Consider the following 23,560-nt stretch of genomic DNA (forward strand, 5'->3'; position numbering starts at 1 on the left):
ATCTACGAACCCGAACGGGCGATCACGACCCGGGCGACCGCACCCGCGGCAAGGTCCACGGTGTGCGGCTCGGATGCACGGGTCAGGACGACCCGGATCAGTGTCTCGCCGAGGTTGCCGAGGATGACGACGGTGTCGCCTGCGGCATCGACGGCGGCGATCGCGGTCACACCTGCCGGCGAGACGGGCGACCCGGCACCGAGCGACACCCCGCCGATCTCGACCGCGACGCGCCGTCGGCCGCTGAGCTCGGTGATCCACCCGAGCGCCCGGCCCGCGGCCGTGAGCGTCCCGTCGGCCGCGACGAGCCCACGCGGTCCGGTCGCCTCGAAGTACGACAGCGACTCGACACCGGAGACGGCCAGGGCCGCGACACTGCCGACGACCCAGGCGCCGAGCGCCTCCGCCGACTGCCGCTCGTCCGTGGCGCCGGGCACGTGCTCCGCGCCGAAGCCCGCACGGGGTTCCGGGTCGCTGGCGTCGCCCGCACTCGCCCGCGTGGTGGCGACCGCGTTGTAGCGGGCGCCGAGCGTGACCGGCCCGACGTGCAGCGGGCGGCCGTCGGCGATCCTGACCGCGTCCGCCACGACGACGGCCTGCATCCCGAGCGACTCGACGAGCTGGTGCCCGCCGCGGTCGTGCATGAACGGCGTGATGCTGAACGCCACGGGGCCCGTCCAGCGCTCGAGGCGCGCGTGGTTGCGGTTGAGCTCCGTGAAGTGCGCGCGCGTGCCGCCGACGAGCTCGGGCTGCGGCGTCGGGACCTCGGCCCACAGGGTTCGCAGGACCTCGCCGAGCGCGGTCAACAGCGTGACCTCCGAGAGGTGGGTCCGGCGATGGAACGCCCCGACGCGCAGGACGGGCACGGCCGCGTCGCGGAGCCGCCGCAGCACCGGCTCGGCCTCCTCGCCCGTCCCGAGCACGAGTCGGAGGTCGAGGGGCCCGCCGCCGGCCTGGCGCACGGCGCGATCGAGGATGGCCGGCCAGTCCTGGTTCGTCGGGTCGATCTCCACGAGGATCCCGGTGATCGTGTCCGGGACCACCGCACCAGCGCGTCCGCCATCGGGGTCGCTCGACACCGAGGTCGAGATCGTGGGGACGACACTGTCGAGTGGCGCGCCGATCCACCCTTCGACCACCTCAGGGACAGAGTCCTCTCGTTGCCCCGCGAGCACTGTCTCGGTCACGACGGTCACGGCGAGCGGCGTCGCCAGTGGGGCGTCGGCTGGCTCGGCAGCGCCGACCCGTGCACAGCTGACCTCGACGGACTGCTCCACGACGTCACCGACCGCCAGTGCGACGGGGAACGGCAGCGAGAGAGGCGTCGAATAGGTCTTGAACGAGGCGTCGGTCCAGTTGCGCTGGTCCTCCATCTCGAAGACGTCACCGCTGAAGCGGACCGTGGTCGCGACGCGGTCGCCGGTCCAGGCGAGGGACCCGATGCGGATCGCCGGCTGATGCGGAGCGACGTGCTCCGGGAGGCGCACGGTCGTCGTGGACCCCTCCGGGTGGCCGACGACGAGCTCGGTACCGGCGAGCGCCGGTGACTGCAGCACGATGAGACCGATGCGCGCGCGCCGGAACGCGGCGGTCACCTCGGCCCGGACGGCGACCCGGAGTGTCGACGCTCCGAGGTCGACCGACAGGGACCAGGCGACGGTCTCGCCATCGTCGCCGACCCGGCCGCGCAGGGCCAGGCCACTCGTCGTGCGGTCGACCGCGTCGACGATGACGGGCAGTGTCTTCCAGTCCTGGTCGCGGACGACGAAGCGGATGCTGCGCAGCACGGGCTCGCCGTCGAAGGTGATGTCGTCGAGCTCCGAGCCGCGGAGCGATGCCGACCAGGGCCCTCGGCCGACGGTGAGGGCGTCGCGCTCGCGGTCGAGCAGGAGGTCGGATGCGACGCGGAAGGTGGTTCCCGAACGCGAGGTCATGATCGTCGGCTCAGAGGCTCGTCATGCCGCCGTCGACCCGGAAGGTCGCTCCGGTGGCGAAGCTCGACTCGTCGCTGGCGAGGTACACCATGATGCCCTCGACGTCCGAGGCCTGGCCGGGACGACCGAGCGGGATGCGCCCGACGATGGCGGCACGCGACTCCGGGTCGCCGGAGATCGCGGTGACGAGCGGGGTCTCCGTGTAGCCGGGGACGACGGTGTTCACGCGGATGCCCTGATCGGCGTAGGCCGCTGCGACGGTCCGGCCGAGGCCGTGGATCCCGGCCTTCGTGGAGCTGTACGCCGTGAAGTCGGCACCCTCGCCGTTGAGACCGGTCGGGCTGCCCGTGAGGATGATCGAGCCGCCGCGGCCGAGCATGGCGCGGACGGCGTGCTTGGTCGTGAGGAAGGTGCCGGTGAGGTTGATGTCGACCGTGCGCTGCCAGACCTCGAGGTCGAGGTCGGCGATCTTCGCGTCCTGGCCGAAGAGCTGTACGCCGGCGTTCGCGACGACGACGTCCGGGGTCTTGCCGGCGGCGTCCATGACCGCGAAGGCGGCCTCGACGCTCACTTCGTCGGCGATGTCGAGTCGCACGGCGATGGCGGTCGGGAAGGGTGCCGCCGCATCGCGGGCGGCCTGGATGTCGCGGTCGGAGAAGACGACGGCGGCATCCTCACGAGCGAACCGCTCGGCGACCGAACGTCCGATCCCCGATCCGGCACCCGTCACGAGCGCGGTCTTTCCTGCAAGTCGTCCAGTCATCGTCGCCTGTCTCTCGTGCGGTGTTGCGAGGGTGTCGTCTCGGGTGTCGCAATGGCTGTCGCGGGTGCGACATCGGGTCGTCTGCAGCCTATCCGGCACAACCGGTTGACCGCATGTGACGTTCGCAATTCAGGACGGCCGCGGCGCGCCGACCCGGATCGGGGGAGGGAGCGGGCCGACGCACCGGGCACGTCCTGAATTGCGAACAGTTGGGGAAGCGGGTTACCGCTCGATCTTGTCGAGGTGGAGCATGGCGGCGAGGTTCTTGTCGAGCTCGTCGTCCTGGAAGACCTTCTTCCAGTCGTCCTTGATGATCGCGCTGCGGCCGTAGTCCATCGCGATGAGGCACGCGTCGGAGAACGGGTTGTCGCCCTTGAGCGAGTTCGCGAGGGCGACCTGCGTGTGGCCGAGGAGGATCGCACGAGCGGCCGGCTCCGGCACGCCCATGGTGTTGACGGCCTCGTCGAGCGACTCCTTGAGGAGCGCGCCGATCATGCAGGCGATCGTCTCCACGAGGGTCGGCTCGAGCTGCGCGAGCTGCTTGACCGTGACCCAGTGGACCTCGCCGACGGGGGCGAAGATCGCCCGGACGACGGCCTCGACCTGCGCCTGCTTCTCAGCGTCGTCGGACTCGATCGCCGCGATGGCGTCCTGGAGGGCGGCGATGCCACCGAAGGTGTCCGCGTACTCCTCGGGCGTGTGGCGCTCGACGAAGACGGAGGGGTGGCAGGGGTGCGTGACGGCCTGGATGACGTCGTCGCGACGGGTCAGCAGACCCGCGTACGCGGCGGCCGGGTCGAGCGTGAGGAGCACGGCGCCCGACTTCATGAGCGGGACGACGCCGGCGGACACGGCCTTCAGGGCGAGGTCCGGGACGGCGAGGATGACGACGTCGGCGTCGGTGACGGCCGCGTCGGTCTCGGTGAGCTCGCGACCGGCCTCGGTCACACGCTCCTGGCCGGCGGGCGAGACCTCGCTGTAGAAGACCGTGTGGCTGGTCTTCACGAGGTTGTTCGAGACGCGCATGCCCATCTTGCCGCCCGCGCCGATGACGGCGATGGTGAGCTGGTCCGCGACGGTGGTGGTGTCGGTCATGATCTTCCTTCTCTCAGGTACTGCAGGTTGTGTGCGGTCCACGTGCGCTCGAGTTCGATCGTCTCCGTGATGGAGTCGCCGAGCGGGAGCCAGTGTTCGATGATCTGGTTGACACCGCGCTCGTCCGGTCGGACGACGGCGGTGAGGGCTGGGTAGTCGAGCAGGCCGGTGCCGAGCGGGGCACCCTCGAGGGTGAAGCCGACCCAGCCGCCCCGGCGGGTGAACGCGAAGTCCTTGACGTGGATGTTGCGGACGTACGGAGCGGTGCGCTCGATGACGTCACTCGGGTGCTCGAGCCGGGCGACGGTGTTGGCGGGGTCGAGGCAGATGCCGAGGTTCGGGTGGTCGACGGCGGTCACGAGGTCGACGAGCTCCTGCGACGACAGCTGCTCGTAGGTCTCGAGTGCGATCGTCACGCCGGCCGCCTCGAACGCCGGAAGCACCGTGCGGAGTCGATCGACGGCGTCCGCGTGGGACGGCCGGTCATCGCCGGAGGTCGCCATGCTGCGCAGGAGCTTCGCGCCCAGCACGGTGGCGATGTGGAGGAAGCGTTCGAGGTGCGCGACCGCGATCCCCTTCGTCCCGAGTTCGAGGGCGACCCCGCGCTCGCGGGCGACCTCGGCGATCCGGCGCAGCTCATCGTCGGGCATCGACTCGATGCGGGCGTCGTCGCAGATCTGGAAGAGCTCGACGCCGGCGTCGGCCGTGCGCTCGATCATGCCGATGACGCTCAAGCGCTCGGGAGCGAGCTCGGAGCCCTCCCAGAAGAAGGTGTAGGTGCCGAAGCCGATCATGCTGTCCTCGGTCCCTGAGCCTGTCGAAGGGCCTCGTCGAGCACGGCCTCGAGCGCCGCGACGTCGTGGGCGAAGCGTCCGAGGAACACACCGTCGACGTCGTCACCGAGCGCGGTCAGCAGACCGGGGCCCGCACTGCCGCCGTAGATGACGGAGCTGCCGACCCGGTCGGCGCGCTCGGCGATCGATCGCTTCAGGATCGCGCCGACGGCTCGCACGTACTCGGCAGACGCGGGTTCAGCCGCACCGATCGCCCACACGGGCTCGTACGCGACGATCACCGGCCCAGCCACGGCATCGGCGAGCGCGGAGTCCAGCTGGCGCACGCACTCCGTCGCAGCCGCCTCGGGCGTCGTGCGCTCGACCTCGCCGATGCAGAGGACCGGTGAGAGTCCGTTGCGGAGGGCCGCGGCGGTCTTCTCGGCGACGACCTCGTCGGTCTCGCCGAAGAGCGAACGACGCTCCGCGTGGCCGACCTCGACCACGGCGACGCCGACCTCGGCGAGCTCGGGGCCGCCGACCTCACCGGTGAACGCGCCACGGTCCGCGCTCGCGAGGTCCTGTGCTCCGACCAGCACGCCCGTCCCGGCGAGGGCCGCCACCGACGGCGCGACCGCGAGGTAGCCGGGGATGACGAACAGTCGCACGCGACCATCGACCACGGCCTCGTGCCGACGGGCCAAGGCGCCCACCTGCTCGATCCACTCGAGGGTCTGCGCATGGCCGAAGTACATCTTCAGACTCACACCGACCACGCGGGGCGCGGTCGACGTGCTCGCGGTCGACGGGGAGGCGGTCATCAGCAGGAGCCCGTCGCCTCGTACTCACCGATGACGGCGACCTTCTCGGCGCTCGCGCTGGTCTCGTCGAAGCGGTAGGTGAGCCACTCGCGGACGAGGCGGCGGGCGAGCTCGATGCCGATGACGCGCTGGCCCATCGTCAGGACCTGCGCGTTGTTGCTGAGGACACCGCGCTCGACGGAGAAGCTGTCGTGTGCCGTGACGGCGCGGATGCCGGCGACCTTGTTGGCGGCGATCGCGACGCCCAGGCCGGTGCCGCAGAAGAGGAGCGCGCGGTCGGCCTCGCCGGACGCGACGAGCTCGGCAGCGGCGATGGCGACACGCGGGTAGGCGGTGTGACCATCGGCGTCCACGCCCACGTCGACGAGCGAGGCGACGCCGTCGTGCTGCTCGAGGTCGCGCTTGACGATCTCCTTGTAGTCGAACCCGGCGTCATCCGAGCCGATGACGATGCGCAGCTGATCGGTCATGCGTGTACTCCTTCGTTGGTGGTGGTGCTGGTGGAGCCGTCCGGCGTAGTGGTGCCGGCGGCGCGCTCGAGGACGGGGACGATCGCCGTGACGATCAGGCCGAACGAGTAGGCACCGGCGTCGACCGTACCGAGGCTCTTCTCCGCGTGCGGACGGGCGCGGCCCATCTTCGGCAGGAGGTCCGCCGTCTCAGCGGCAGCGGTCGAGGCAGCCGCAGCGGCGGTCGTCCAAGCGGCGACGAGGTCGGAACCGTCGGCGACGGCTGCACGCAACGTGGTGGTGAACGGCACGAGCGCGTCGACCATCGTCTTCTGTCCGACCTCGGCCTTGCCGAACGACATGATGCCGTCGACCGCGGCCTGCACGCCGGTCGCGATGTCGGTGCGCCCTGGTGCGGCCTCGTCACCGAGGGCGGTTCCGACCGAGCGGAGCGCGAGGCCCCACAGGGCACCGGACGTGCCGCCGGCGCGGTCCGCCCAGGCGTCGCCGGCCAGGTGCAGGACGGTGTGGGCACCGGCCCCGGCATCGGCGGCGGCGTGTGCGGCGGTGACGGCGGCACGAGCACCGCGCTGCATGCCGATGCCGTGGTCACCGTCGCCCGCGACGGCGTCGATCCGGCCGAGCTCCTCGACGTTCGTGTCGATGACCTGGACGAGCGCGTCGAGGGCCTCGACCACGACCGCGGCGGCGGCCCGGGACGCGTCGGAGGCGGCGGGGATCTCGGCAGCCGTCTCGGCGACGATCTCCGACGGGTCGAGCTGTTCGGCCGCTGCGACGACGCCCTTGCGGTAGGCGGGGGTGTCGGCGCCGGCCGCCCAGAAGCCCTCGAGCTCCTCGTCCAGCCAGAAGAGCGTGAGCGAGACGCCCGCCATGTCGAAGCTCGTGACGAGCTCGCCGACCTCGGGGTCGACGATCTCCACCCCTGCGGCCTCGAGCTGCGCGGCGACCGCACGGTAGACGACGAACAGTTCCTCGTACTTCACCGAGCCGAGGCCGTTGAGGATGACGCCGACGCGAGCGCCGGTGGCCTCGGAGACGCCCTCGGGCAGTTCCGCGAGCAGCGAGGAGACGAGCAGGGTGGCGAGTTCATCGGCCGTCGGCACGTCGGTCTCGTCGATGCCGGGCTCGCCGTGGATGCCCATGCCGACCGCCATGCGCCCCTCGGGCACGGTGAACAGCGGCTCGGTCGCGCCCGGCAGGGTGCAGCCGCTGAACGCGACGCCGAAGGACCGGGTGCGCTCGTTCGCGTGGGTGGCGACGCGGACGACCTCGTCGAGGTCGTAGCCCGCCTCGGCCGCGGCGGCGGCCGACTTGAAGACGGTGAGGTCGCCCGCGATACCGCGACGCTTGTGCTTCTCAGCGACGGGCGCGCTCGAGATGTCGTCGGTGACGGCGACGCTCCGGGTGTGGATGCCCGCTGCATTCAGCGCGTCCTGCGCCTGGGTGAAGTGGAGCACGTCGCCCGCGTAGTTGCCGTAGCTGAGGAGGACGCCGCCCCCGCGCTGCGCCGCCTTCGCGACCGACTCGACCTGATGGGCGGACGGCGACGCGAACAGGTTGCCCATCGCCGCACCGTGCGCGAGGCCCTGGCCGACGATGCCGCCGAACGCCGGGTAGTGGCCGGAGCCACCGCCGATGACGAGCGCGACCGTGCCCTCGGGCGTCCGGGTGCTCCGGACGACACCACCGGTCACGCGCCGGACCTGGTCACGGTTCGCGGCGACGAAGCCGTCGATCATCTCATCGGCGAAGTCCGCCGGGTCGTTGAAGAGGCGCGTCATCGGGTCTTACCCGTGAGGTCGTCGTGCGAGACGCGCAGCTCGCGAGAGCTCCGCTGCTTCGAGAGGATCACCATGAGCGTGGCGGAGATCATCATGAAGCCACCGACGATGAACATCGGGACGACGTACTGCGGGGTGTCGCCGACCTTGGTGAGGTCCGCGACGGCACCGGTGATGTACGGCGCCGAGAACCCGGCGAGGTTGCCGACCGTGTTGATGAGCGCGATACCAGCGGCCGCTGCCGCACCGGTGAGGAACTGCGTGGGCAGCGTCCAGAAGTTGGGCAGCGCGGCGAAGATCGCCATGGCGGTGACCGCGATGATCGCGATGGTGAGGGCGGGCGAGTTGGCGAAGAGCGCGAGCGGGATGCTCACGGCACCGACGATCGCGGGGATCACGATGTGCCAGGTCTTCAGGCCACGGCGCGTCGCGTCACGAGACCAGAAGTACAGGGCGATGGCGGCCGGCACGTACGGGATCGCCGTGATGAGGCCCTTCTGCATGACGTTGAATTCGGTTCCGAACGTCTCCTGGAAGCCCTCGATGATCGTGGGGAGGAAGAAGCCGAGCGCGTAGAGGCCGTAGATGAAGCCGAAGTAGATGAACGCGAGCATCCAGACGCGACCGCTCGTGAACGCGTGTTTGAGGCTGACGTGGCCCTGCTTCTGCTCCGTGGTGGCCTTCTCGTGTGCGAGAGCCGCGGTGAGCCAGGTCTGCTCCTCGGGGGTGAGCCACTTGGCCTCGGACGGACGGTCCTTCAGGTAGAACCAGGCGATGACACCGATGAGGATGGCCGGGAGCCCGACGCCGAGGAACATGAAGCGCCAGCCCTCGAGACCGAAGAACACGCCGTGCTGACCGATGAGCCACCCGGCGAGGGGTGCGCCGATGACGGTGGTGAGCGGCTGCGCCAGGTAGAAGAGGGCGAGGATCTTGCTGCGGTGCTTGGCCGGGACCCAGAGGCTCAGGAAGAGGATCGCTCCGGGGAAGAAACCGGCTTCGGCGACACCGAGCACGAAGCGGAGGATCGCGAGCTGCTCGAAGTTGGCGACCCAGGTGAACAGGACCGCGACGATACCCCAGGTGACCATGATGCGGGCGAGCCAGCGGCGGGCACCGAACTTGTTGAGCGCGAGGTTGCTGGGCACCTCGAGCAGGATGTAGCCGATGAAGAAGACGCCGGACGCGAAGCCGAACTGGGCGGCGGAGAGCGCGAGGTCCTCGTTCATGCCGTTGGGGGCGGCGAAGCCGATCGCGGTGCGGTCCAGGTAGTTGATGAAGAACATCAGCGCCACGAACGGCACGAGACGGATCGAGACCTTCCGGATGGCTGATCGCTCGACAGCCGGGTTGGCCGCGGGGGCGGTGGTGTCCACTATGACTCCTCGGGTGGGCGGCATCGATGCCGCGGGCAGGGCGTGGTCCGGGCCGGACCGGAATGAACGATACATCAACCGGTTGACCAATTCAAGCAGTGGGCTCCGGGCATGCCGACCCGCCGCGATACAGTGAACCCATGCCTGCGTTCCCGGATCGGCCGACCGACGACATCTCGTCCAGCCTCGGACCGGTCGCCGTGGGATCCGCCGTCTCCGCCGTCGCGAAGCGCCTACTCGACCACTTCACGAGCGGTGAGATCGCCCCGGGGACCCGCCTCCCACCGGAGCGTCAGCTCGCCGCGTCCCTCGGCATCGGGCGGTCCGCCGTCCGCGAGGCCCTGGCGGCGCTCGAGATCCTCGGCGTCGTTGACGTCCGCCCGGGCAGCGGCACCTACCTCCGCGGCAGCGTCTCCGAACTCCTCCCCGAGACGCTCAGCTGGGGCCTCATGCTCGGCGAGCCGCGGACCCGCGAACTCATCGAGGTGCGCGGTCAGCTGGAGGTCTTCGCCGCCGGCCTCGCCGCGACGCGCATGGACGACATGGCACGCAACCGGCTGCGCAACCACCTCACCGCCATGAGCGAGGCGGGCGCCAATCGCACCAAGTTCATCGAGGCCGACCTGAAGTTCCACCTGGAGCTCGCCTCGGCCACCGGGAACCGCGTGCTCTCCGACCTCCTGCAGAGCATCCGCTCGCTCCTCCGCATCTGGGTGGAGCGCGGCATCCACGAGGACGTCGACGCCCAGCGCGCCTTCGAGGAGCACGAGGCCGTCTACGAGGCGATCATGTCGGGCGACCCCGCGGCGGCCACGGCTGCGATGCAGCACCACATGGACACCGCGACCGAGCGCCTCAACCGCACCCTCACGGCGTAGCACTTCGACAGGCTCAGTGACCGGGCCTGGTCTCTGAGCCATCCAAGGGCGGTCAGGCGCGGATCGCCTCGACGACCGTGCCCACCGCGGCCTCGACCGCGCGCGTCCGCGCGTCGGCGTCCTCGCCCTCCGAGTCATGGACGAAGGTCGTCACGCCGCGGCGAGCGCCGCAGAAGTCGACGATGCCGTGCTCGAGCTGCGTCCGCATCGCCTGCTCGTAGCCGTGGCGGTCGTAGACCCCGGCGTCGTCGCCCGCGATCGGCACGAGGTGCACACGCAGGCGGTCGAGCCTCCGGACGATTCCGCCGTCCGCGTCGAGGCCGAACGCCCACCCGTTGACGAACACGCGGTCGAACCAGCCCTTGAGGAGCGCGGGCGCCGACCACCAGTACACCGGGAACACGAGCACGAGGTCGGTGGCCCGGTCGAGCCGCTCCTGCTCGGCGGCCACGTCCGGGGCGAAGTCCCCGCCGACGCGGTAGGTGTGGCGGTCGGCGAGCGTGTATCGCGGGTCGAAGCCCTCCGCAGCCAGGTCCGCGACCTCCACGCCGGTCGGGTCCGAGGTCGAACGCAGCTCGTGCGCGAGCCGCTGGGCGAGGTGATGGGTGAGGGAGTCGGGGTCGGGATGGGTGGTCACGATGAGCGTCGGCACACTCCATCATCGCCTGCATCGAGCGCGGGATCCGCCGTTCGGCACCCTCTGCAGGATGACCGGGGTCCGTCCGCCGACTGATGCCGACGGCGCGGCGAGCGCCCTACAGTTGTCGGAATGAGCGGGTGGACATGGCAGGCGTGGGTCGGACTCGTCGGCGGCACGGTGATCTTCTTCGCCGTCCTCGGTCCGATCCTGCTCGTGCAGCTCCGTCGCTACGGCCAGATGTCGCTCCCTCGGGTGATCGGTGCTGCGGCGGTCAGTGTCTACGCGGTGGCCCTCGTCGCCTACACGCTGCTGCCACTGCCCGATGAGCGCGCGAACTGCAGCACGGCCCACGGGGCGCTCGAGCTGATCCCCGGGCACTCGATCGGTGACATCGCACGGGAGACCGCCGGGCTCTCGGTCCTGAGCACGCTGACGAGCCACGCGTTCCTCCAGGTCGTCCTGAACGTGATCCTGTTCATCCCGTTCGGCGCCATCGCGCGGCGGTACTGGAACCGTGGGCTCGGTGTCTCCATCCTGCTCGGGGCGCTCGTCTCCCTGCTGATCGAGTCGACGCAGTACACGGGCATCTGGGGCTTGTACGAATGCGCCTACCGGGTGGCGGACGTCGACGACGTGATCACGAACACGGCGGGCGCCGCGATCGGAGCGCTCATCGCCCCGATCGTCCTCGGGTGGATGCCGAGCGCGCGAGCCCTTCGCGCCACCCGCGACCGGGCGCGACCGATCACCGTCTGGCGACGCTGGTTCGGTATGGTCCTCGACGCGTTCGCCGTGAACCTGTCGATCACGGTGCTGTCGCTCGTGTTCGTCGTCCCACGCGTCCTGCTCACGGGTGCGACCGGGACCGCCAACGACCCGACGCTGCCCGAGGTGCTCAGCATCGGTGCGGGCACGGTCGTCCTCGTGATCGTGCTGCCGGCGCTCATCGGGAGCGGCGCGTCGCTCGGGCAACGCCTCGTCTGGCTCGCTCCGCAGTGGCCGGACGGACGCGGATCGGCGGCGCGGCGCCTCTACCGCGGGTCCGTCGTGGCCCTGCCGTACATCGCCACGACGACCGCCGCGCAGATACCCGACGCCACGAGCAGCCTCACGCAGACGATCGTCGGGATCGTCGGGATCCTCAGCTTCGTCATCGTCGCCACGGCCGTCGTCTCCGTACCGTTCACCCGGCACCGCCGCGGCGTCTCGTACGTCTCCGTCGGCACGGACCTGCGCGACGCACGGGCGACGACGCCGTAGCGCGACAGCAGGAGATCAGCGCCGCAGCCGGACGCACTCGCTCGAAGGCTCCTGCCCCGGGGCGGACCTCCTGGTGCCGCGCCGGCCGCTCGGCGCCTAGAGCTCGGTACCGAGGAGCCCCGACAGGAAGGCGTGGAGCTCGTCCGCCATATCGACCGATTCCGGTGCGAGCAGCCACTGCACCTGCAGGCCGTCCATGAGCGCGAGGGTCATGAACGCCGCGCTGGTGGTGGGGAAGCCGGCCCGCACGCGTCCTGCGGAGACGAGCAACCCGAAGGTGCGCTCGAGCCGCGCGCGCGTGCCCTCGTAGCGCTCGACGAAGTAGTCGTGCGCCGGGTGGTCGGGCGAGGTCGCCTCCGCCGAGAGCGTGCAGTAGAGCGCGACCACGCCGGGCACGGAAGCGTTGTACCGGGCGAGTGCGACCAAGCCCCGGAGCGTCTCGATCGGGTCGTCGCCGTCCATCGGGACGAGCGTCGCCGAGAGGTCGTCGCGGTGGGACAGCACGGCGGCGAGCAGCGCGCTCTTGTTCGGGAAGTGGTGCAGGAGTCCTGCCTCGCTCATCCCCACCTGCGCGGCCACCTCCCGAAGCGAACCCGCGCGATATCCCCCGTTGGCGAAGACGGCGAGCGCGGCGTCGAGGATCGCGACGCGCTTCATACCGGTTTTCGCATATGCGCCGCGGGGCTTCCCCTGCGGCTTGTTCCCGGTCTTGACCGATGTCATCGGACGACCTCCCCCTTCGGACGGCTTCACGATAGCGCGTTCCCCGTCGAACGCCGCGGCCTGGTCGTGATCCAACTGTGACATGGTCGAAAACAAAAAGCTAGTGACCACTCGGCTTTCGTGCTAGCGTCCTCAATCACCAGCGATCCGATGAGGGATTGCTCACAGCGAATGGACAAAGATGTTCCGATGGAAGACGACCGCAGCCGTCGCGGTCACCGCTGCTGCACTCGTGCTCACCGGATGCTCCGGTAGCACCTCCGGCTCTGACAGCGGCTCCGGTGGCACCCTGATCCTGGGTGCGATCACTCCCCCCACCACGTTCGACCCGGCCGGCTCCGAATGGGGCAACCGCTCGCCCTTCTACCAGGCCGTCTTCGACACCCTGCTCGTCGCCACCGCCGACGGCGAGATCGTGCCGTCGCTCGCGACCTCCTACGAGTACAACGACGACAACACCGTCCTGACGCTCAAGATCCGCGACGATGTCACCTTCACCGACAAGTCGAAGCTCACCGCCGACGTCGTCAAGCAGAACCTCGAGCGCTTCAAGACCGGAACCTCCCCCGACGCCGGCTACTTCGCGGGCGTCGCCTCCGTCGAGGCGCCCGACGACACCACCGTGGTCATCACCCTGAGTGCGCCGGACCCGGCCATGCTCAACTACCTCACCCGCGACCCCGGCCTGATCGCCAGTGCGGAGTCGTTCGACAGCCCCGACCTCGCCACCAACCCGGTCGGCTCCGGACCGTACGTGCTCGACACGGCCGCGACCGTCACCGGCACGAGCTACAGCTACACCGCGAACCCCGACTACTGGAACAAGGACTGGCAGCACTACGACAAGCTGACCATCAACGTCCTCCAGGACGCGACCGCCGGCCTGAACGCCGTCAAGTCGGGCGAGGTCAACGGCATCAAGCTCGCGAACAACGACAACCTCGCCGAGGTCGAGGGCGCCGGCTGGACCGTCAACGCCAACGAGCTCGACTTCCAGGGCATGCTGCTCCTCGACCGCGCCGGCACGATGAACCCGGCGATCGCCGACGTCCGCGTCCGCCAGGCCATCAACTACGCGTTCGACCGCCCGGCCCTGCTCAAGGCGCTGCAGAACGACAACGGCACGGTCACGGGTCAGGTCTTCCCGGAGAACTCCCCCGCCTTCGACAAGTCGCTCGACGACCGCTACGGCTACGACCCCGAGAAGGCCAAGGAGCTGCTCGCCGAGGCGGGTTACGCCGACGGTCTGACGCTCTCGATGCCGTCCTCCACGGTGCTCGGCGCCACCACCTACACGCTGATCTCGCAGCAGCTGGCCGACGTCGGGATCACCGCCGAGTACACGGACCCGGGCAACAACTTCATCGCCGACCTCCTGGCCCCGAAGTTCCCCGTCTCCTTCATGGCGCTGGAGCAGAACCCGGACTGGCAGCTCATCCAGTTCATGATCGCCCCGAACGCCGTCTTCAACCCCTTCAAGTACGACGACCCGAAGGTCGACGAGTACATCAAGCAGATCCAGTACGGCGATGAGGCGACGCAGGGCAAGGTCGCGAAGGAACTGAACCAGTACATCGTCGAGCAGGCGTGGTTCGCCCCGTTCTACCGGGTGCAGGGCAGCTTCGCGACGGACGCCAACACGACCGTCAAGATGATCCCGACGAACGCGTACCCGTCCATCTACGACATCCAGCCGAAGTAGTCCGCTGGTCCTGAGCCTGTCGCGGGTCCGCCCTTCGACAGGCTCAGGGACCGGAACCGGAACCCGTCACAGGCCCGCCCGTCGACAGGCTCCGGCACCGGGACCGACCGGTCGCACGTGTCGTATCGACCCCGGCCCGCCAGAGTGTCCAGCGCTCGGGCGGGCCGGCCCCAACACCCCTCACTCACCCACTTCCTGGAGTGACCCATGCTCGGATTCATCCTCAGACGCCTGGTGTCCGGCGTCGTCCTCATCTTCGTGATCTCCGTGATCGCGTACTCCCTCCTCTACCTCGGCGGCGGCGACATCGCCCGCCGGATCCTCGGCCAGAGCGCCACCACCGAGACCGTCGCGAAGAAGGCCGCCGAACTCGGCCTCGACCGCCCGTTGCCGGTGCAGTACCTCGACTGGATCGCCTCCGCCTTCCAGGGCGACCTCGGCCGCTCGTGGTTCACCGGCCAGCTCGTGTCCTCGGGCGTCACCGGCCGCCTCGCCGTCACCCTCTCGATCGTGCTCGGCGCGACCATCATCGCCGCGATCGTGTCCGTCATCCTCGGTGTCCTCGCCGCCCGTCGCGGTGGATGGATCGACAACGTCGTCCAGTTCATCTCCGTCATCGGCTTCGCGATCCCCAGCTTCCTCATCGCGCTCGTGCTCGTCATCACCTTCGCGATCAACCTCCGCCTGTTCAAAGCCACCGGGTACATCCCGATCACCACGTCCTTCTCCGGCTGGGTCGCCTCGGTGACGCTGCCGATCATCGCCCTCGCGATCGGCGCCATCGCGACGGTCTCGCAGCAGGTGCGCGGCTCCGTCGTCGACGCGATGTCGAAGGACTACGTCCGGACGCTCCGCAGCCGCGGGCTCGGTACGGGGCGCGTCATCTACAAGCACGTGCTGCGGAACGCCGGCGGCCCCGCCCTCGCCGTCCTCGCCGTGCAGTTCATCGGCCTCCTCGGCGGCGCCGTCATCATCGAGCAGATCTTCGCCCTCCCGGGCATCGGACAGCTCGCCGTGCAGGCCACGACCCAGGGCGACATCCCCATCGTCATGGGGGTCGTCATCGCGACGGCCATCATCGTCGTCGTCGTCAACCTGCTCATCGACCTCGCGCAGGCTGCGCTCAACCCGAAGGTGCGACTGTCATGACCGCCATCGAAACCCCCCTCACCGTCCCGACGCCGCAGGTCCGCGTCAACCTCCTACGTCGGCTCCTCAAACGCCCGATCGGCGCCGCGTCCCTCGTGTTCCTCGTACTCATCGGGGTCGTCGCCATCTTCGGACCGCTCATCGCCCCGCAGGACCCGAACCTCGCGTCCCTGCAGCAGGTCCTGGCGCCACCGAGTGCCGACCACCTCCTCGGAGCGGACAGCGCCGGGCGCGACGTGTTCTCCCGCCTGCTCGCCGCCACCCAGATCAGCGTCGCCGCAGCACTCCTCGCCCTCGTCGTCGCGATCGTCATCGGGGTCGTCGCCGGGCTGATCGCCGGGTACTACCAGGGGTGGTTCGACTCCGTGTCCTCGTGGTTCACGGGCCTCATCATGGCGCTGCCCGGCATCGTCGTCCTGCTGGCCGCCCGCGCCGTCCTCGGCCCGTCGGTCTGGATCTCGATGGCGATCTTCGGCATCCTGCTCTCGCCCTCCTACTTCCGCCTCGTCTACGCCGCGGTCACGGCCGTCCGCTCCGAGCTCTACGTGGACGCCGCCCGGGTCTCGGGACTCAGCGACCCGCGCATCATCGGCAAGCACATCCTCTCGGTCGTCCGCGCACCGATCATCATCCAGTCGGCGATCATCGCGGGCATCGCCATCGCGATCCAGTCCGGCCTCGAGTTCCTCGGTCTCGGCGACCTGTCGGTGCCGACCTGGGGCTCGATGCTCAACGACGGCTTCACGAACATCTACAAGGCACCGATCCTCATGGTGTGGCCGTCGCTCGCGATCGCGCTCACCTGCATCGCGCTCACCCTGCTCGCCAACGCGATGCGTGACGAGCTCGAGCGCACCGTGTCCGTCCGCCGGCGCCGTCGCAAGATCGTGACGACGTCGAAGACGGGCTCGAACACGATCGTCACGCAGTCGATCAGCACTTCCGGGATCAGCGAGGACGAGATCGTCGGTGTCCCGCCCATCCGCCACGACGACGACGCCCGCGCCGCCGTCCGCGCCGAGGAGCTCGTCCTCAGCGTCCGCGACCTCCGCGTCGGCTACGACCAGGAGGGCGGGCGCGTGACCGAGGTGGTCCACGGCGTCGACCTCGACATCCGCAAGGGCGAGGTCCACGGCCTCATCGGTGAGTCCGGCTCGGGCAAGACCCAGACCGCATGGGGTGTCCTCGGGCTCCTGCCGCGCGGCGGTCGGGTCACCGACGGGACGATCCGATACGAGGGCACCCGGCTCGACACCCTCGGGGAGCGCGAGTACACGGCCATCCGCGGCAAGCGCATCGGCTACATCCCGCAGGAGCCGATGTCGAACCTCGACCCGGCGTTCACGATCGGCAGCCAGCTCGTTGAACCCCTGCGCGTCACCCTCGGCCTCAGCAAGAAGGAGGCGACGGACAAGGCACTCGCCCTGCTCGAGCGGGTCGGCATCCCGAACCCCAAGCGCACCTTCGCCGCATTCCCGCACGAGGTCTCGGGCGGTATGGCGCAGCGTGTGCTCATCGCCGGCGCCGTCTCGACGGACCCGGACATCATCATCGCCGACGAGCCCACCACCGCGCTCGATGTGACCGTGCAAGCCGAGGTCCTGGACCTGCTGCGCGACCTCCAGGCGGAACGCCACATGGCGATGCTCCTCGTGACGCACAACTTCGGTGTGGTCGCCGACCTCTGCGACCGCGTCTCGGTCATGCAGAACGGCCTCATCGTGGAGACCGGGCCGGTGCGCTCGATCTTCAACCACGCGCAGCACCCGTACACGCAGTCGCTGCTCGGCGCGATCCTCGACGAGGGTCCCGCCCGACCGGCACTCGCGACGAACCTGACAGGAGAGACCCGATGACGTCGTCACTGCTCGAGGTGAAGGACCTCGAAGTCGAGTACCCGGGCAAGGGGTTCCGCGCCCAGTCGTTCAAGGCGCTCAAGGGCGTATCGATCGACATCAAGCCCGGTGAGACCGTCGGCCTCGTCGGCGAGTCCGGCTCCGGCAAGACCACGCTCGGTCGCGCCGTGCTGGGCCTCGCCCCGGTCACCGGCGGCAGCATCCGCTACCGCGACCAGGAGATCGGGCACCTGAAGCGCAAGGAGCGCCGGGCGCTGAGCTCGGAGATCCAGGTCGTGTTCCAGGACCCGTACTCCTCGCTCAACCCCTCGCTCACGATCGAGCAGATCCTCACCGAGCCGCTCACCGTCCGCGGCGTCTCCGGTGCTGACGCCCGCAAGCGCGTCGGCTCCCTGCTCGACCAGGTGCAGCTGCCGACCGGCGCGGCCTCACGGCTCCCCCGGGAATTCTCGGGCGGCCAGCGGCAGCGCATCGCGATCGCCAGGGCGCTCGCCCTCGATCCGAAGCTCATCGTGTGCGACGAGCCCGTGTCGGCCCTCGACCTGTCGACGCAGGCGCGGGTCCTCGACCTCTTCATCGACATCCAGGAACAGACGGGCGTCGCCTACCTGTTCATCTCGCACGACCTCGCGGTCGTCCGGCACATCAGCCACCGCGTGGCGGTCATGTACCACGGGGAGATCGTCGAGTCCGGCGACGGCGACCAGGTGACGGCGCACCCGGCCCACCCCTACACACAGCGCCTGTTCATGGCGGCACCGATCCCCGACCCGGACCGCCAGGAGGACCGCCGGGTGGAGCGCCGCCGCCTCATCGACGAGCAGCGTGCGGCGGAGTCCGCCGCCTGACCGTCGCTTCGACCGCCCGGTCGGCCGGGGCCAGGAACCTGGCCGGCCGGGCGCACCATCCGGTTCCCGAGACCCACCCACCATCGGTCCCCGAGACCCCACAACCGGTCCCCGAGCTTGTCGAAGGGCCACCCCAGAACGGACCCACATCGCATGACCATCACCACTCCCCGGCACGCCGCCGCCACGAAGCCCGTCGACACCGCGGCGATCGACGCCCTCGTCGCCCGGCTCGACCTCGAGGAGAAGGTCGCACTCGTCTCCGGCGCCGACTTCTGGACCACGGTCCCGCTCGAGAAGATCGGCCTGCGCGCCATGGTGCTGTCCGACGGCCCGGCCGGCGTCCGCGGTCCGCTGTGGGACGAGCGCTCGCCGTCGATCAACCTCCCGTCGGCGACCGCGCTGGCGTCCTCCTGGGACCCGTCGCTCGCCTACCGATACGGCGCCGTCGCGGCGGCCGAGGCCCGCCGCAAGGGCGTCGACGTCGTCCTCGGCCCGACCATCAACCTCCACCGCTCACCGATCGGCGGGCGGCACTTCGAGGCGTTCAGCGAGGACCCGGAACTCACCGGTTCGCTCGCGGCCGCCTACGTCAGCGGCCTGCAGGACAACGGCGTCGCCGCGACCCCCAAACACTACGTCGCCAACGACTCCGAGACCGACCGCTTCACGGTCGACGTGCAAGCGAGCGAGCGCGCCCTCCGCGAGCTCTACCTCGCGCCGTTCGAGCGCACGGTGACCGAGGCCGGCACCTGGGCGATCATGAGCGCCTACAACTCCGTCGACGGCGTCACGATGAGCGAGAACGACCTGCTGGAGACGCCGCTCAACTCGGAGTGGGGCTTCGACGGCATCGTCGTCAGCGACTGGACCGGCGTCCGCAGCCTCGGCTCGGCGCCGGCGTCGCAGGACCTCGCCATGCCCGGTCCCGCTCCCGCATGGAGCGCGGCACTCGTCGAGGCCGTCCGCGACGGACGCGTCGCCGAATCCGACGTCGACCGCAAGGTCGCCCGACTCCTCGCCCTCGCGGTCCGCGTCGGCGCACTCGGTGACGAGGCGCTGGCACCGGCCCCGGTCGACGGGGTCGCCTTCTCCCGCGAGGCCGAGACCGAGGGCGTCGTGCTCCTCGACAACGACGGCACCCTGCCCCTCGACGCGGCCACGCTCACCCGCGTCGCCGTCATCGGGCACAATGCCCGCGACTCCCGCACCCAGGGCGGTGGCAGTGCGACGGTCCTCCCCGAACACACCGTCAGCCCGCTCGAGGGGCTCCGACTCGCGCTCCCCGAGGCGACGATCGACTACGCCGTCGGCGCGATCGTGCAGGAGGGCGTCGCAGAACTGCCGCTCGAGCGCCTCACCAACCCTCGCACGGGTGACCCCGGTCTCGTCGCCACCTTCCTCGACGCCGACGGTGCGGAACTCTTCACCGAGGACCGCCGTTCCACCGCGCTCGTCTGGTTCGGCGGCGACGCCCCGGTCACCACGGCGTCGCAGCTCGTGCTCACCACCACGTACACACCGGAGGCCACCGAGCAGCTGCGGCTCGGCTTCGCCACGGGGCTCCACGGCCGGCTCTTCGTCGACGGCGTCCTCCTCGTCGACGAGCAACCCGTGGTCGTCGGGAACGACCTCGGCGCGGCGCTGCTCGCCCCGCCGTCGGCGACGGGGGCGTTCGCCGCCCAGGCCGACGTCGCCGTCGAACTCCGCGCGGAGTTCGACCTCTCCCCGAGCGAGAACGGTCTCGGCGCGATCAGCGTCACCGTCGGTCGCGCTCCCGACGACTCCGACCCCGACGCCCTCATCGCCCAGGCGGTCGAGGCGGCCCGCGCGGCCGATGTCGCCGTCGTGGTCGTCGGCACGAACTCGAAGGTCGAATCAGAGGGCTGGGACCGCAGCGACCTCACGCTCCCCGGCCGTCAGGACGAGCTCGTCCGGGCCGTCGCCGCTGTGAACCCGCGCACCGTCGTGATCGTCAACTCCGGCGCCCCGGTCCTGCTCCCCTGGAGCGACGAGGTCGCCGCCGTGCTCCTCGGCTGGTTCGGCGGGCAGGAGATGGGCAACGCCCTGGCCGACGTGCTCCTCGGTGTCGCCGAACCCGGCGGTCGCCTGAGCACCACCTGGGCTGCGACGCTCGACGACGTCCCGGTGCTCGACGTCACCCCGGTGGACGGCGTGCTCCGCTACGAGGAGGGCATCCACATCGGCTACCGCGCATGGCTCCGCTCGGGTGCCACGCCCGCCTACTGGTTCGGGCACGGGCTCGGGTACACGAGCTGGTCCATCGACGGTGGCGAGGTCTCGGGTGACGTCGCCTCCGGTGACGCCCGCGTCTCCGGGACCGCGACGAACACCGGTGACCGCGCCGGCAAGCACGTCGTGCAGGTGTACGCGGAGCGACCGGACTCCTCGGTCGACCGCCCCGTACGCTGGCTCGTCGGATCGGCCGTCGTCCGCGCGGGCGCCGGCGAATCGGTCGCCTGGGAGGTCGCCCTGCCTGCGCGGATCTTCGCCCACTGGGCGGACGGCTGGCAGGTCGAGCCAGGTGACGTCACCCTCCGGATCGGATCGTCCGTCGTCGACCTCGTGGACGAGCACGTCGTCACCATCGCGGCAGGGACCTCCCGATGACCGCGCACGTGGCGCGGATCGGTCGGCTGCGGGCGGAGACCCGTGACGACAGTCCCGCGGTGGCGACACCGACGCCACGGTTGAGCTGGACCGTCGAGACCGCTGGCTCCGGCTGGGTGCAGGCCTGGGCCGAGCTCCGGGACGGCAGTGGTGCCACGGCGCGCGTCGAGGGCCGCGACTCCGTCCTCGTCTCCTGGCCGTTCACCCCGCTCGCGCCGGACGAGGTGCGCACCGTCGAGGTCCGTGCCGCGTCGACCGCCGGTGAGGAGACACCCTGGAGCGAGCCGACCGTCGTCGAGGCCGCGTTCCTCGCCGACGAAGCCTGGACCGCCCGCTTCATCGGTCTCGCGGCGCCCGGGCGTCCGGCGCAGCCGATCCGGGTGCGCCGTGCCTTCACCGTCGAGCAGCCCGTCCGTCGCGCCCGGCTCTTCTGGACCGCCCTCGGTGCCGCCGAACCGCAGCTCAACGGGGTTCCCACCTCGGAGGACGTCCTCTCTCCCGGCTGGACCGCCTACGGCGACCGCCTCGTGCACGAGACCGTCGACGTCACCGCGCTCGTCGAGCCGGGCGAGAACGTCCTCGCCGCGACCGTCGCCGGTGCCTGGTACACCGAGCGCTACGGGTTCTTCCAGTTCGCCGAGCGGATCTACGGCGACCAGCCACGCTTCGCCGCCCAGCTGCAGCTCGACTACCTCGACGGGACGACGGAGACGCTCGTCACCGATGCGAGCTGGTCGGCGGCCGACGGTGCCGAGCTCGTCGACAGCGGCATCTACGCCGGTGAGGCGATCGACACCACCCTGGCCGAACCCGGCTGGTCGACGACGGCGTCCGACGCGTCCACCTGGGCCCCGGCCCTCGTCGACGACGCTACGCACCCGGTACCGGAGGCCCGCATCGCCGCGCCCGTCCGTCGCATCGAGGAGCGCGCGGTGGCGGAGGTGCTCACCTCGCCGTCGGGCTCGACCATCCTCGACTTCGGCCAGAACCTCGTCGGCCGCCTCCGGCTCACCGTCGCCGGCCCGCGGGGCACGACGCTCACGCTCCGGCACGCCGAGGTCCTCGACGAGGGCGAACTCGCCCTGCGTCCGCTCCGCAACGCCGCGGCCACCGACCACGTCACGCTCTCGGGCGACGGCGAGCAGACGATCGAGCCGCGCTTCACCTTCCACGGCTTCCGTTACGCGCAGATCGACGGCTGGCCGGGCACGTTCGACCCGGCGTCGGTCACCGCCGTCGTCCTCCACAGCGACCTCACGCGGACGGGTTGGTTCTCCTCCTCGCACGAGCTGCTCGACCGCCTCCACGAGAACGTCGTCTGGGGCATGCGCGGCAACTTCCTGAGCATCCCGACCGACTGCCCGCAGCGCGACGAACGACTCGGCTGGACGGGTGACCTGCAGGTCTTCGCCCCGACCGCGAGCTTCCTCTACGACAGCTCAGCCTTCCTCGACTCCTGGCTGCGCGACCTCGCGCTCGAGCAGGGACACCAGGACGGTGTCGTCCCGATGGTGGTCCCGGCCGCGCTGTCGGGCTTCGCCGGTGGCGGTCCGACCGCGGCCTGGGGCGACGCGGCGACCGTCGTGCCGTGGGTGCTCCACGAGCGCTACGGCGACCTCGGGATCCTGCGCGAGCAGTACCCGTCGATGCGCTCCTGGGTGGAGGCCGTCCTCCGGGTGAGCACCGACGGTCTCTGGTCGAACACCTTCCAGCTCGGCGACTGGCTCGACCCGAGCGCGCCGCCGGACCAGCCGGCGAAGGCCAGGGTCGACTCGGACATCGTCGCGAGCGCCTATCACGCGCGATCCCTCCGGATCCTCGCCGACACCGCCGGGCTCCTCGGGGAGACGGCGGACGCCGAGCGGTACGGCGACCTGGCAGAGCGGAGTCGGGCGGCCTTCGCCGCCGAGTACGTGACGCCCGGCGGCCGGATGATGTCCGACGCGCCGACCGCGTACGCCCTCGCCCTGCGGTTCGACGTCGTCGACGATCCCACCGTCCGACAACGCCTCGCGGACCGCCTGGCCGACCTCGTCCGCGCCGACGGCTACCGCATCGGCACCGGTTTCGTGGGGACGCCACTCATCACCGACGCACTCGCCGACGGCGGACACCTCCGCGCGGCCGGCCGCCTCATGCTCCAGACCGAGAACCCGTCCTGGCTCTCGCCCGTCACCAAGGGCGCGACCACGATCTGGGAGCGCTGGGACAGCCTGCTCGAGGACGGCTCGGTCAACCCGGGCGAGATGACCTCGTTCAACCACTACGCGCTCGGCGCCGTCGCCGACTGGCTGCACCGCACCGTGGCCGGCCTCGTACCCGCGGCTCCCGGCTACCGCGAACTCCGGATCGCGCCGCGGCCGATCGACGGGCTCGACCACGCCGAGGCCCGACATGTCACGCCCTACGGCGAGGCGTCGGTGGCGTGGCGACGCGATGGGTCCTCACTCCGCGTGTCGGCGGTCGTGCCGCCGAACACGACGGCGACGGTCGCGTTGCCGGGTGCCCCCGAGGAGACGATCGGGTCCGGTCGTCACGACTGGACGGTCGAGGTCACGGACGCCGGCTCGACTCCCGACGACATCACGCTCGGCCTCGACTCGCCGCTCTCCGAGATCATCGACCGACCGGCTGCGTACGACGCCCTCCTGCGCTCGGTGGGTGCCCACGATCAGGCCAAGGCCGACGACATCCGCCGCGGCACCCAGTGGAGTCGTGGTCGGACCGTCCGTCAGCTCCTCATGTTCACGCCGCCGTCGATGCTCGACGACGTGGACGCGGCGCTGGCTGCAGCCACTCCGGCACCAGGAGTTGCGCGATAACCCCCACTCGACCGTTCCACGTGCAACACTCGCACCGC

At 70.5% G+C, this 23,560-nt stretch carries 18 protein-coding genes; 8 read left to right on the forward strand and 10 right to left on the reverse strand.

Going from position 1 to position 23,560, the window contains the following annotated elements:
• Positions 1 to 2: 2 nt before the first annotated feature.
• The 8 genes from BIU99_RS12345 to BIU99_RS12380 all read right to left on the reverse strand — a co-directional run bounded on the left by BIU99_RS12345 (position 3) and on the right by BIU99_RS12380 (position 9,013).
• Positions 3 to 1,934: a hypothetical protein gene (locus BIU99_RS12345; RefSeq protein ID WP_071261449.1), complete on the reverse strand. Its 1,932-nt coding sequence runs from the start codon at positions 1,932 to 1,934 to the stop codon at positions 3 to 5.
• 10 nt (positions 1,935 to 1,944) lie between these two features.
• The gene (locus BIU99_RS12350) at positions 1,945 to 2,697 is read right to left on the reverse strand and encodes an SDR family NAD(P)-dependent oxidoreductase (RefSeq protein ID WP_071261450.1); all 753 of its coding nucleotides are present in this window, start codon (positions 2,695 to 2,697) and stop codon (positions 1,945 to 1,947) included.
• Between the two features lie 222 nt (positions 2,698 to 2,919).
• Positions 2,920 to 3,792 carry a phosphogluconate dehydrogenase C-terminal domain-containing protein gene (locus tag BIU99_RS12355; protein WP_079704514.1) on the reverse strand — a complete coding sequence of 291 codons (873 nt, stop codon included), beginning with the start codon at positions 3,790 to 3,792 and terminating at the stop codon, positions 2,920 to 2,922.
• On the reverse strand, positions 3,789 to 4,586 hold the full coding sequence (locus BIU99_RS12360; protein ID WP_071261451.1) for a sugar phosphate isomerase/epimerase: 798 nt from the start codon (positions 4,584 to 4,586) through the stop codon (positions 3,789 to 3,791). The genes BIU99_RS12355 and BIU99_RS12360 overlap by 4 nt, the downstream gene beginning before the upstream one ends.
• On the reverse strand, positions 4,583 to 5,386 hold the full coding sequence (locus BIU99_RS12365; RefSeq protein WP_071261453.1) for a triose-phosphate isomerase family protein: 804 nt from the start codon (positions 5,384 to 5,386) through the stop codon (positions 4,583 to 4,585). The genes BIU99_RS12360 and BIU99_RS12365 overlap by 4 nt, the downstream gene beginning before the upstream one ends.
• Positions 5,386 to 5,856: a ribose-5-phosphate isomerase gene (locus BIU99_RS12370; RefSeq protein ID WP_071261454.1), complete on the reverse strand. Its 471-nt coding sequence runs from the start codon at positions 5,854 to 5,856 to the stop codon at positions 5,386 to 5,388. Before BIU99_RS12370 ends, BIU99_RS12365 begins: the two co-directional genes overlap by 1 nt.
• Positions 5,853 to 7,637 carry a dihydroxyacetone kinase family protein gene (locus BIU99_RS12375; protein ID WP_071261455.1) on the reverse strand — a complete coding sequence of 595 codons (1,785 nt, stop codon included), beginning with the start codon at positions 7,635 to 7,637 and terminating at the stop codon, positions 5,853 to 5,855. Before BIU99_RS12375 ends, BIU99_RS12370 begins: the two co-directional genes overlap by 4 nt.
• On the reverse strand, positions 7,634 to 9,013 hold the full coding sequence (locus BIU99_RS12380; protein ID WP_231884344.1) for an MFS transporter: 1,380 nt from the start codon (positions 9,011 to 9,013) through the stop codon (positions 7,634 to 7,636). The genes BIU99_RS12375 and BIU99_RS12380 overlap by 4 nt, the downstream gene beginning before the upstream one ends.
• Before the next feature lie 140 nt (positions 9,014 to 9,153).
• Between BIU99_RS12380 and BIU99_RS12385 the strand changes: the two genes are divergently transcribed.
• Positions 9,154 to 9,891 carry a FadR/GntR family transcriptional regulator gene (locus BIU99_RS12385; protein WP_064295407.1) on the forward strand — a complete coding sequence of 246 codons (738 nt, stop codon included), beginning with the start codon at positions 9,154 to 9,156 and terminating at the stop codon, positions 9,889 to 9,891.
• Positions 9,892 to 9,943: 52 nt separating this feature from the next.
• Here the strand turns inward: BIU99_RS12385 and BIU99_RS12390 are convergent, their stop codons facing one another.
• Positions 9,944 to 10,543 carry an NAD(P)H-dependent oxidoreductase gene (locus tag BIU99_RS12390; RefSeq protein ID WP_071261456.1) on the reverse strand — a complete coding sequence of 200 codons (600 nt, stop codon included), beginning with the start codon at positions 10,541 to 10,543 and terminating at the stop codon, positions 9,944 to 9,946.
• A gap of 117 nt (positions 10,544 to 10,660) precedes the next feature.
• Here BIU99_RS12390 and BIU99_RS12395 point away from each other — a divergent pair, with 117 nt between their 5' ends.
• Positions 10,661 to 11,791 (forward strand): VanZ family protein, encoded by a 1,131-nt coding sequence (locus tag BIU99_RS12395; RefSeq protein ID WP_071261457.1) that lies wholly within the window; start codon positions 10,661 to 10,663, stop codon positions 11,789 to 11,791.
• A gap of 96 nt (positions 11,792 to 11,887) precedes the next feature.
• Here the strand turns inward: BIU99_RS12395 and BIU99_RS12400 are convergent, their stop codons facing one another.
• Complete coding sequence (locus BIU99_RS12400; protein ID WP_254773617.1) at positions 11,888 to 12,598, reverse strand: TetR/AcrR family transcriptional regulator; 711 nt, start codon at positions 12,596 to 12,598, stop codon at positions 11,888 to 11,890.
• A gap of 97 nt (positions 12,599 to 12,695) precedes the next feature.
• Here BIU99_RS12400 and BIU99_RS12405 point away from each other — a divergent pair, with 97 nt between their 5' ends.
• From BIU99_RS12405 to BIU99_RS12430, 6 genes are all read left to right on the forward strand, one after another.
• The gene (locus tag BIU99_RS12405; RefSeq protein WP_071261458.1) at positions 12,696 to 14,216 is read left to right on the forward strand and encodes an ABC transporter substrate-binding protein; all 1,521 of its coding nucleotides are present in this window, start codon (positions 12,696 to 12,698) and stop codon (positions 14,214 to 14,216) included.
• A 207-nt stretch (positions 14,217 to 14,423) separates the two neighbouring features.
• Complete coding sequence (locus BIU99_RS12410; protein WP_064295411.1) at positions 14,424 to 15,365, forward strand: ABC transporter permease; 942 nt, start codon at positions 14,424 to 14,426, stop codon at positions 15,363 to 15,365.
• Positions 15,362 to 17,221, forward strand: coding sequence for a dipeptide/oligopeptide/nickel ABC transporter permease/ATP-binding protein (locus BIU99_RS12415; RefSeq protein ID WP_071261459.1), 1,860 nt, complete (start codon positions 15,362 to 15,364; stop codon positions 17,219 to 17,221). The genes BIU99_RS12410 and BIU99_RS12415 overlap by 4 nt, the downstream gene beginning before the upstream one ends.
• Entirely contained in the window at positions 17,218 to 18,069 is an 852-nt protein-coding gene (locus BIU99_RS12420; RefSeq protein ID WP_064295413.1) for an ATP-binding cassette domain-containing protein, read from the forward strand. Before BIU99_RS12415 ends, BIU99_RS12420 begins: the two co-directional genes overlap by 4 nt.
• Positions 18,070 to 18,222: 153 nt before the next feature.
• The gene (locus BIU99_RS12425; RefSeq protein ID WP_071261460.1) at positions 18,223 to 20,700 is read left to right on the forward strand and encodes a beta-glucosidase; all 2,478 of its coding nucleotides are present in this window, start codon (positions 18,223 to 18,225) and stop codon (positions 20,698 to 20,700) included.
• Positions 20,697 to 23,522 carry a family 78 glycoside hydrolase catalytic domain gene (locus BIU99_RS12430; protein WP_071261461.1) on the forward strand — a complete coding sequence of 942 codons (2,826 nt, stop codon included), beginning with the start codon at positions 20,697 to 20,699 and terminating at the stop codon, positions 23,520 to 23,522. The genes BIU99_RS12425 and BIU99_RS12430 overlap by 4 nt, the downstream gene beginning before the upstream one ends.
• Positions 23,523 to 23,560 lie beyond the last annotated feature (38 nt).

This window comes from Plantibacter sp. MMLR14_011, from assembly GCF_001865025.1.
Lineage (GTDB): Bacteria > Actinomycetota > Actinomycetes > Actinomycetales > Microbacteriaceae > Plantibacter > Plantibacter flavus_A.

Coding starts and splice junctions, on each gene's coding strand:
- BIU99_RS12430 (WP_071261461.1), top strand. CDS start 20,697: ATGACCGCGCACGTGGCGCGGATCGGTCGGCTGCGGGCGGAGACCCGT.
- BIU99_RS12415 (WP_071261459.1), top strand. CDS start 15,362: ATGACCGCCATCGAAACCCCCCTCACCGTCCCGACGCCGCAGGTCCGC.
- BIU99_RS12385 (WP_064295407.1), top strand. CDS start 9,154: ATGCCTGCGTTCCCGGATCGGCCGACCGACGACATCTCGTCCAGCCTC.
- BIU99_RS12425 (WP_071261460.1), top strand. CDS start 18,223: ATGACCATCACCACTCCCCGGCACGCCGCCGCCACGAAGCCCGTCGAC.
- BIU99_RS12355 (WP_079704514.1), bottom strand. CDS start 3,792: ATGACCGACACCACCACCGTCGCGGACCAGCTCACCATCGCCGTCATC.
- BIU99_RS12370 (WP_071261454.1), bottom strand. CDS start 5,856: ATGACCGATCAGCTGCGCATCGTCATCGGCTCGGATGACGCCGGGTTC.
- BIU99_RS12395 (WP_071261457.1), top strand. CDS start 10,661: ATGAGCGGGTGGACATGGCAGGCGTGGGTCGGACTCGTCGGCGGCACG.
- BIU99_RS12400 (WP_254773617.1), bottom strand. CDS start 12,598: ATGTCACAGTTGGATCACGACCAGGCCGCGGCGTTCGACGGGGAACGC.
- BIU99_RS12420 (WP_064295413.1), top strand. CDS start 17,218: ATGACGTCGTCACTGCTCGAGGTGAAGGACCTCGAAGTCGAGTACCCG.
- BIU99_RS12405 (WP_071261458.1), top strand. CDS start 12,696: ATGTTCCGATGGAAGACGACCGCAGCCGTCGCGGTCACCGCTGCTGCA.
- BIU99_RS12350 (WP_071261450.1), bottom strand. CDS start 2,697: ATGACTGGACGACTTGCAGGAAAGACCGCGCTCGTGACGGGTGCCGGA.
- BIU99_RS12360 (WP_071261451.1), bottom strand. CDS start 4,586: ATGATCGGCTTCGGCACCTACACCTTCTTCTGGGAGGGCTCCGAGCTC.
- BIU99_RS12410 (WP_064295411.1), top strand. CDS start 14,424: ATGCTCGGATTCATCCTCAGACGCCTGGTGTCCGGCGTCGTCCTCATC.
- BIU99_RS12365 (WP_071261453.1), bottom strand. CDS start 5,386: ATGACCGCCTCCCCGTCGACCGCGAGCACGTCGACCGCGCCCCGCGTG.
- BIU99_RS12345 (WP_071261449.1), bottom strand. CDS start 1,934: ATGACCTCGCGTTCGGGAACCACCTTCCGCGTCGCATCCGACCTCCTG.
- BIU99_RS12375 (WP_071261455.1), bottom strand. CDS start 7,637: ATGACGCGCCTCTTCAACGACCCGGCGGACTTCGCCGATGAGATGATC.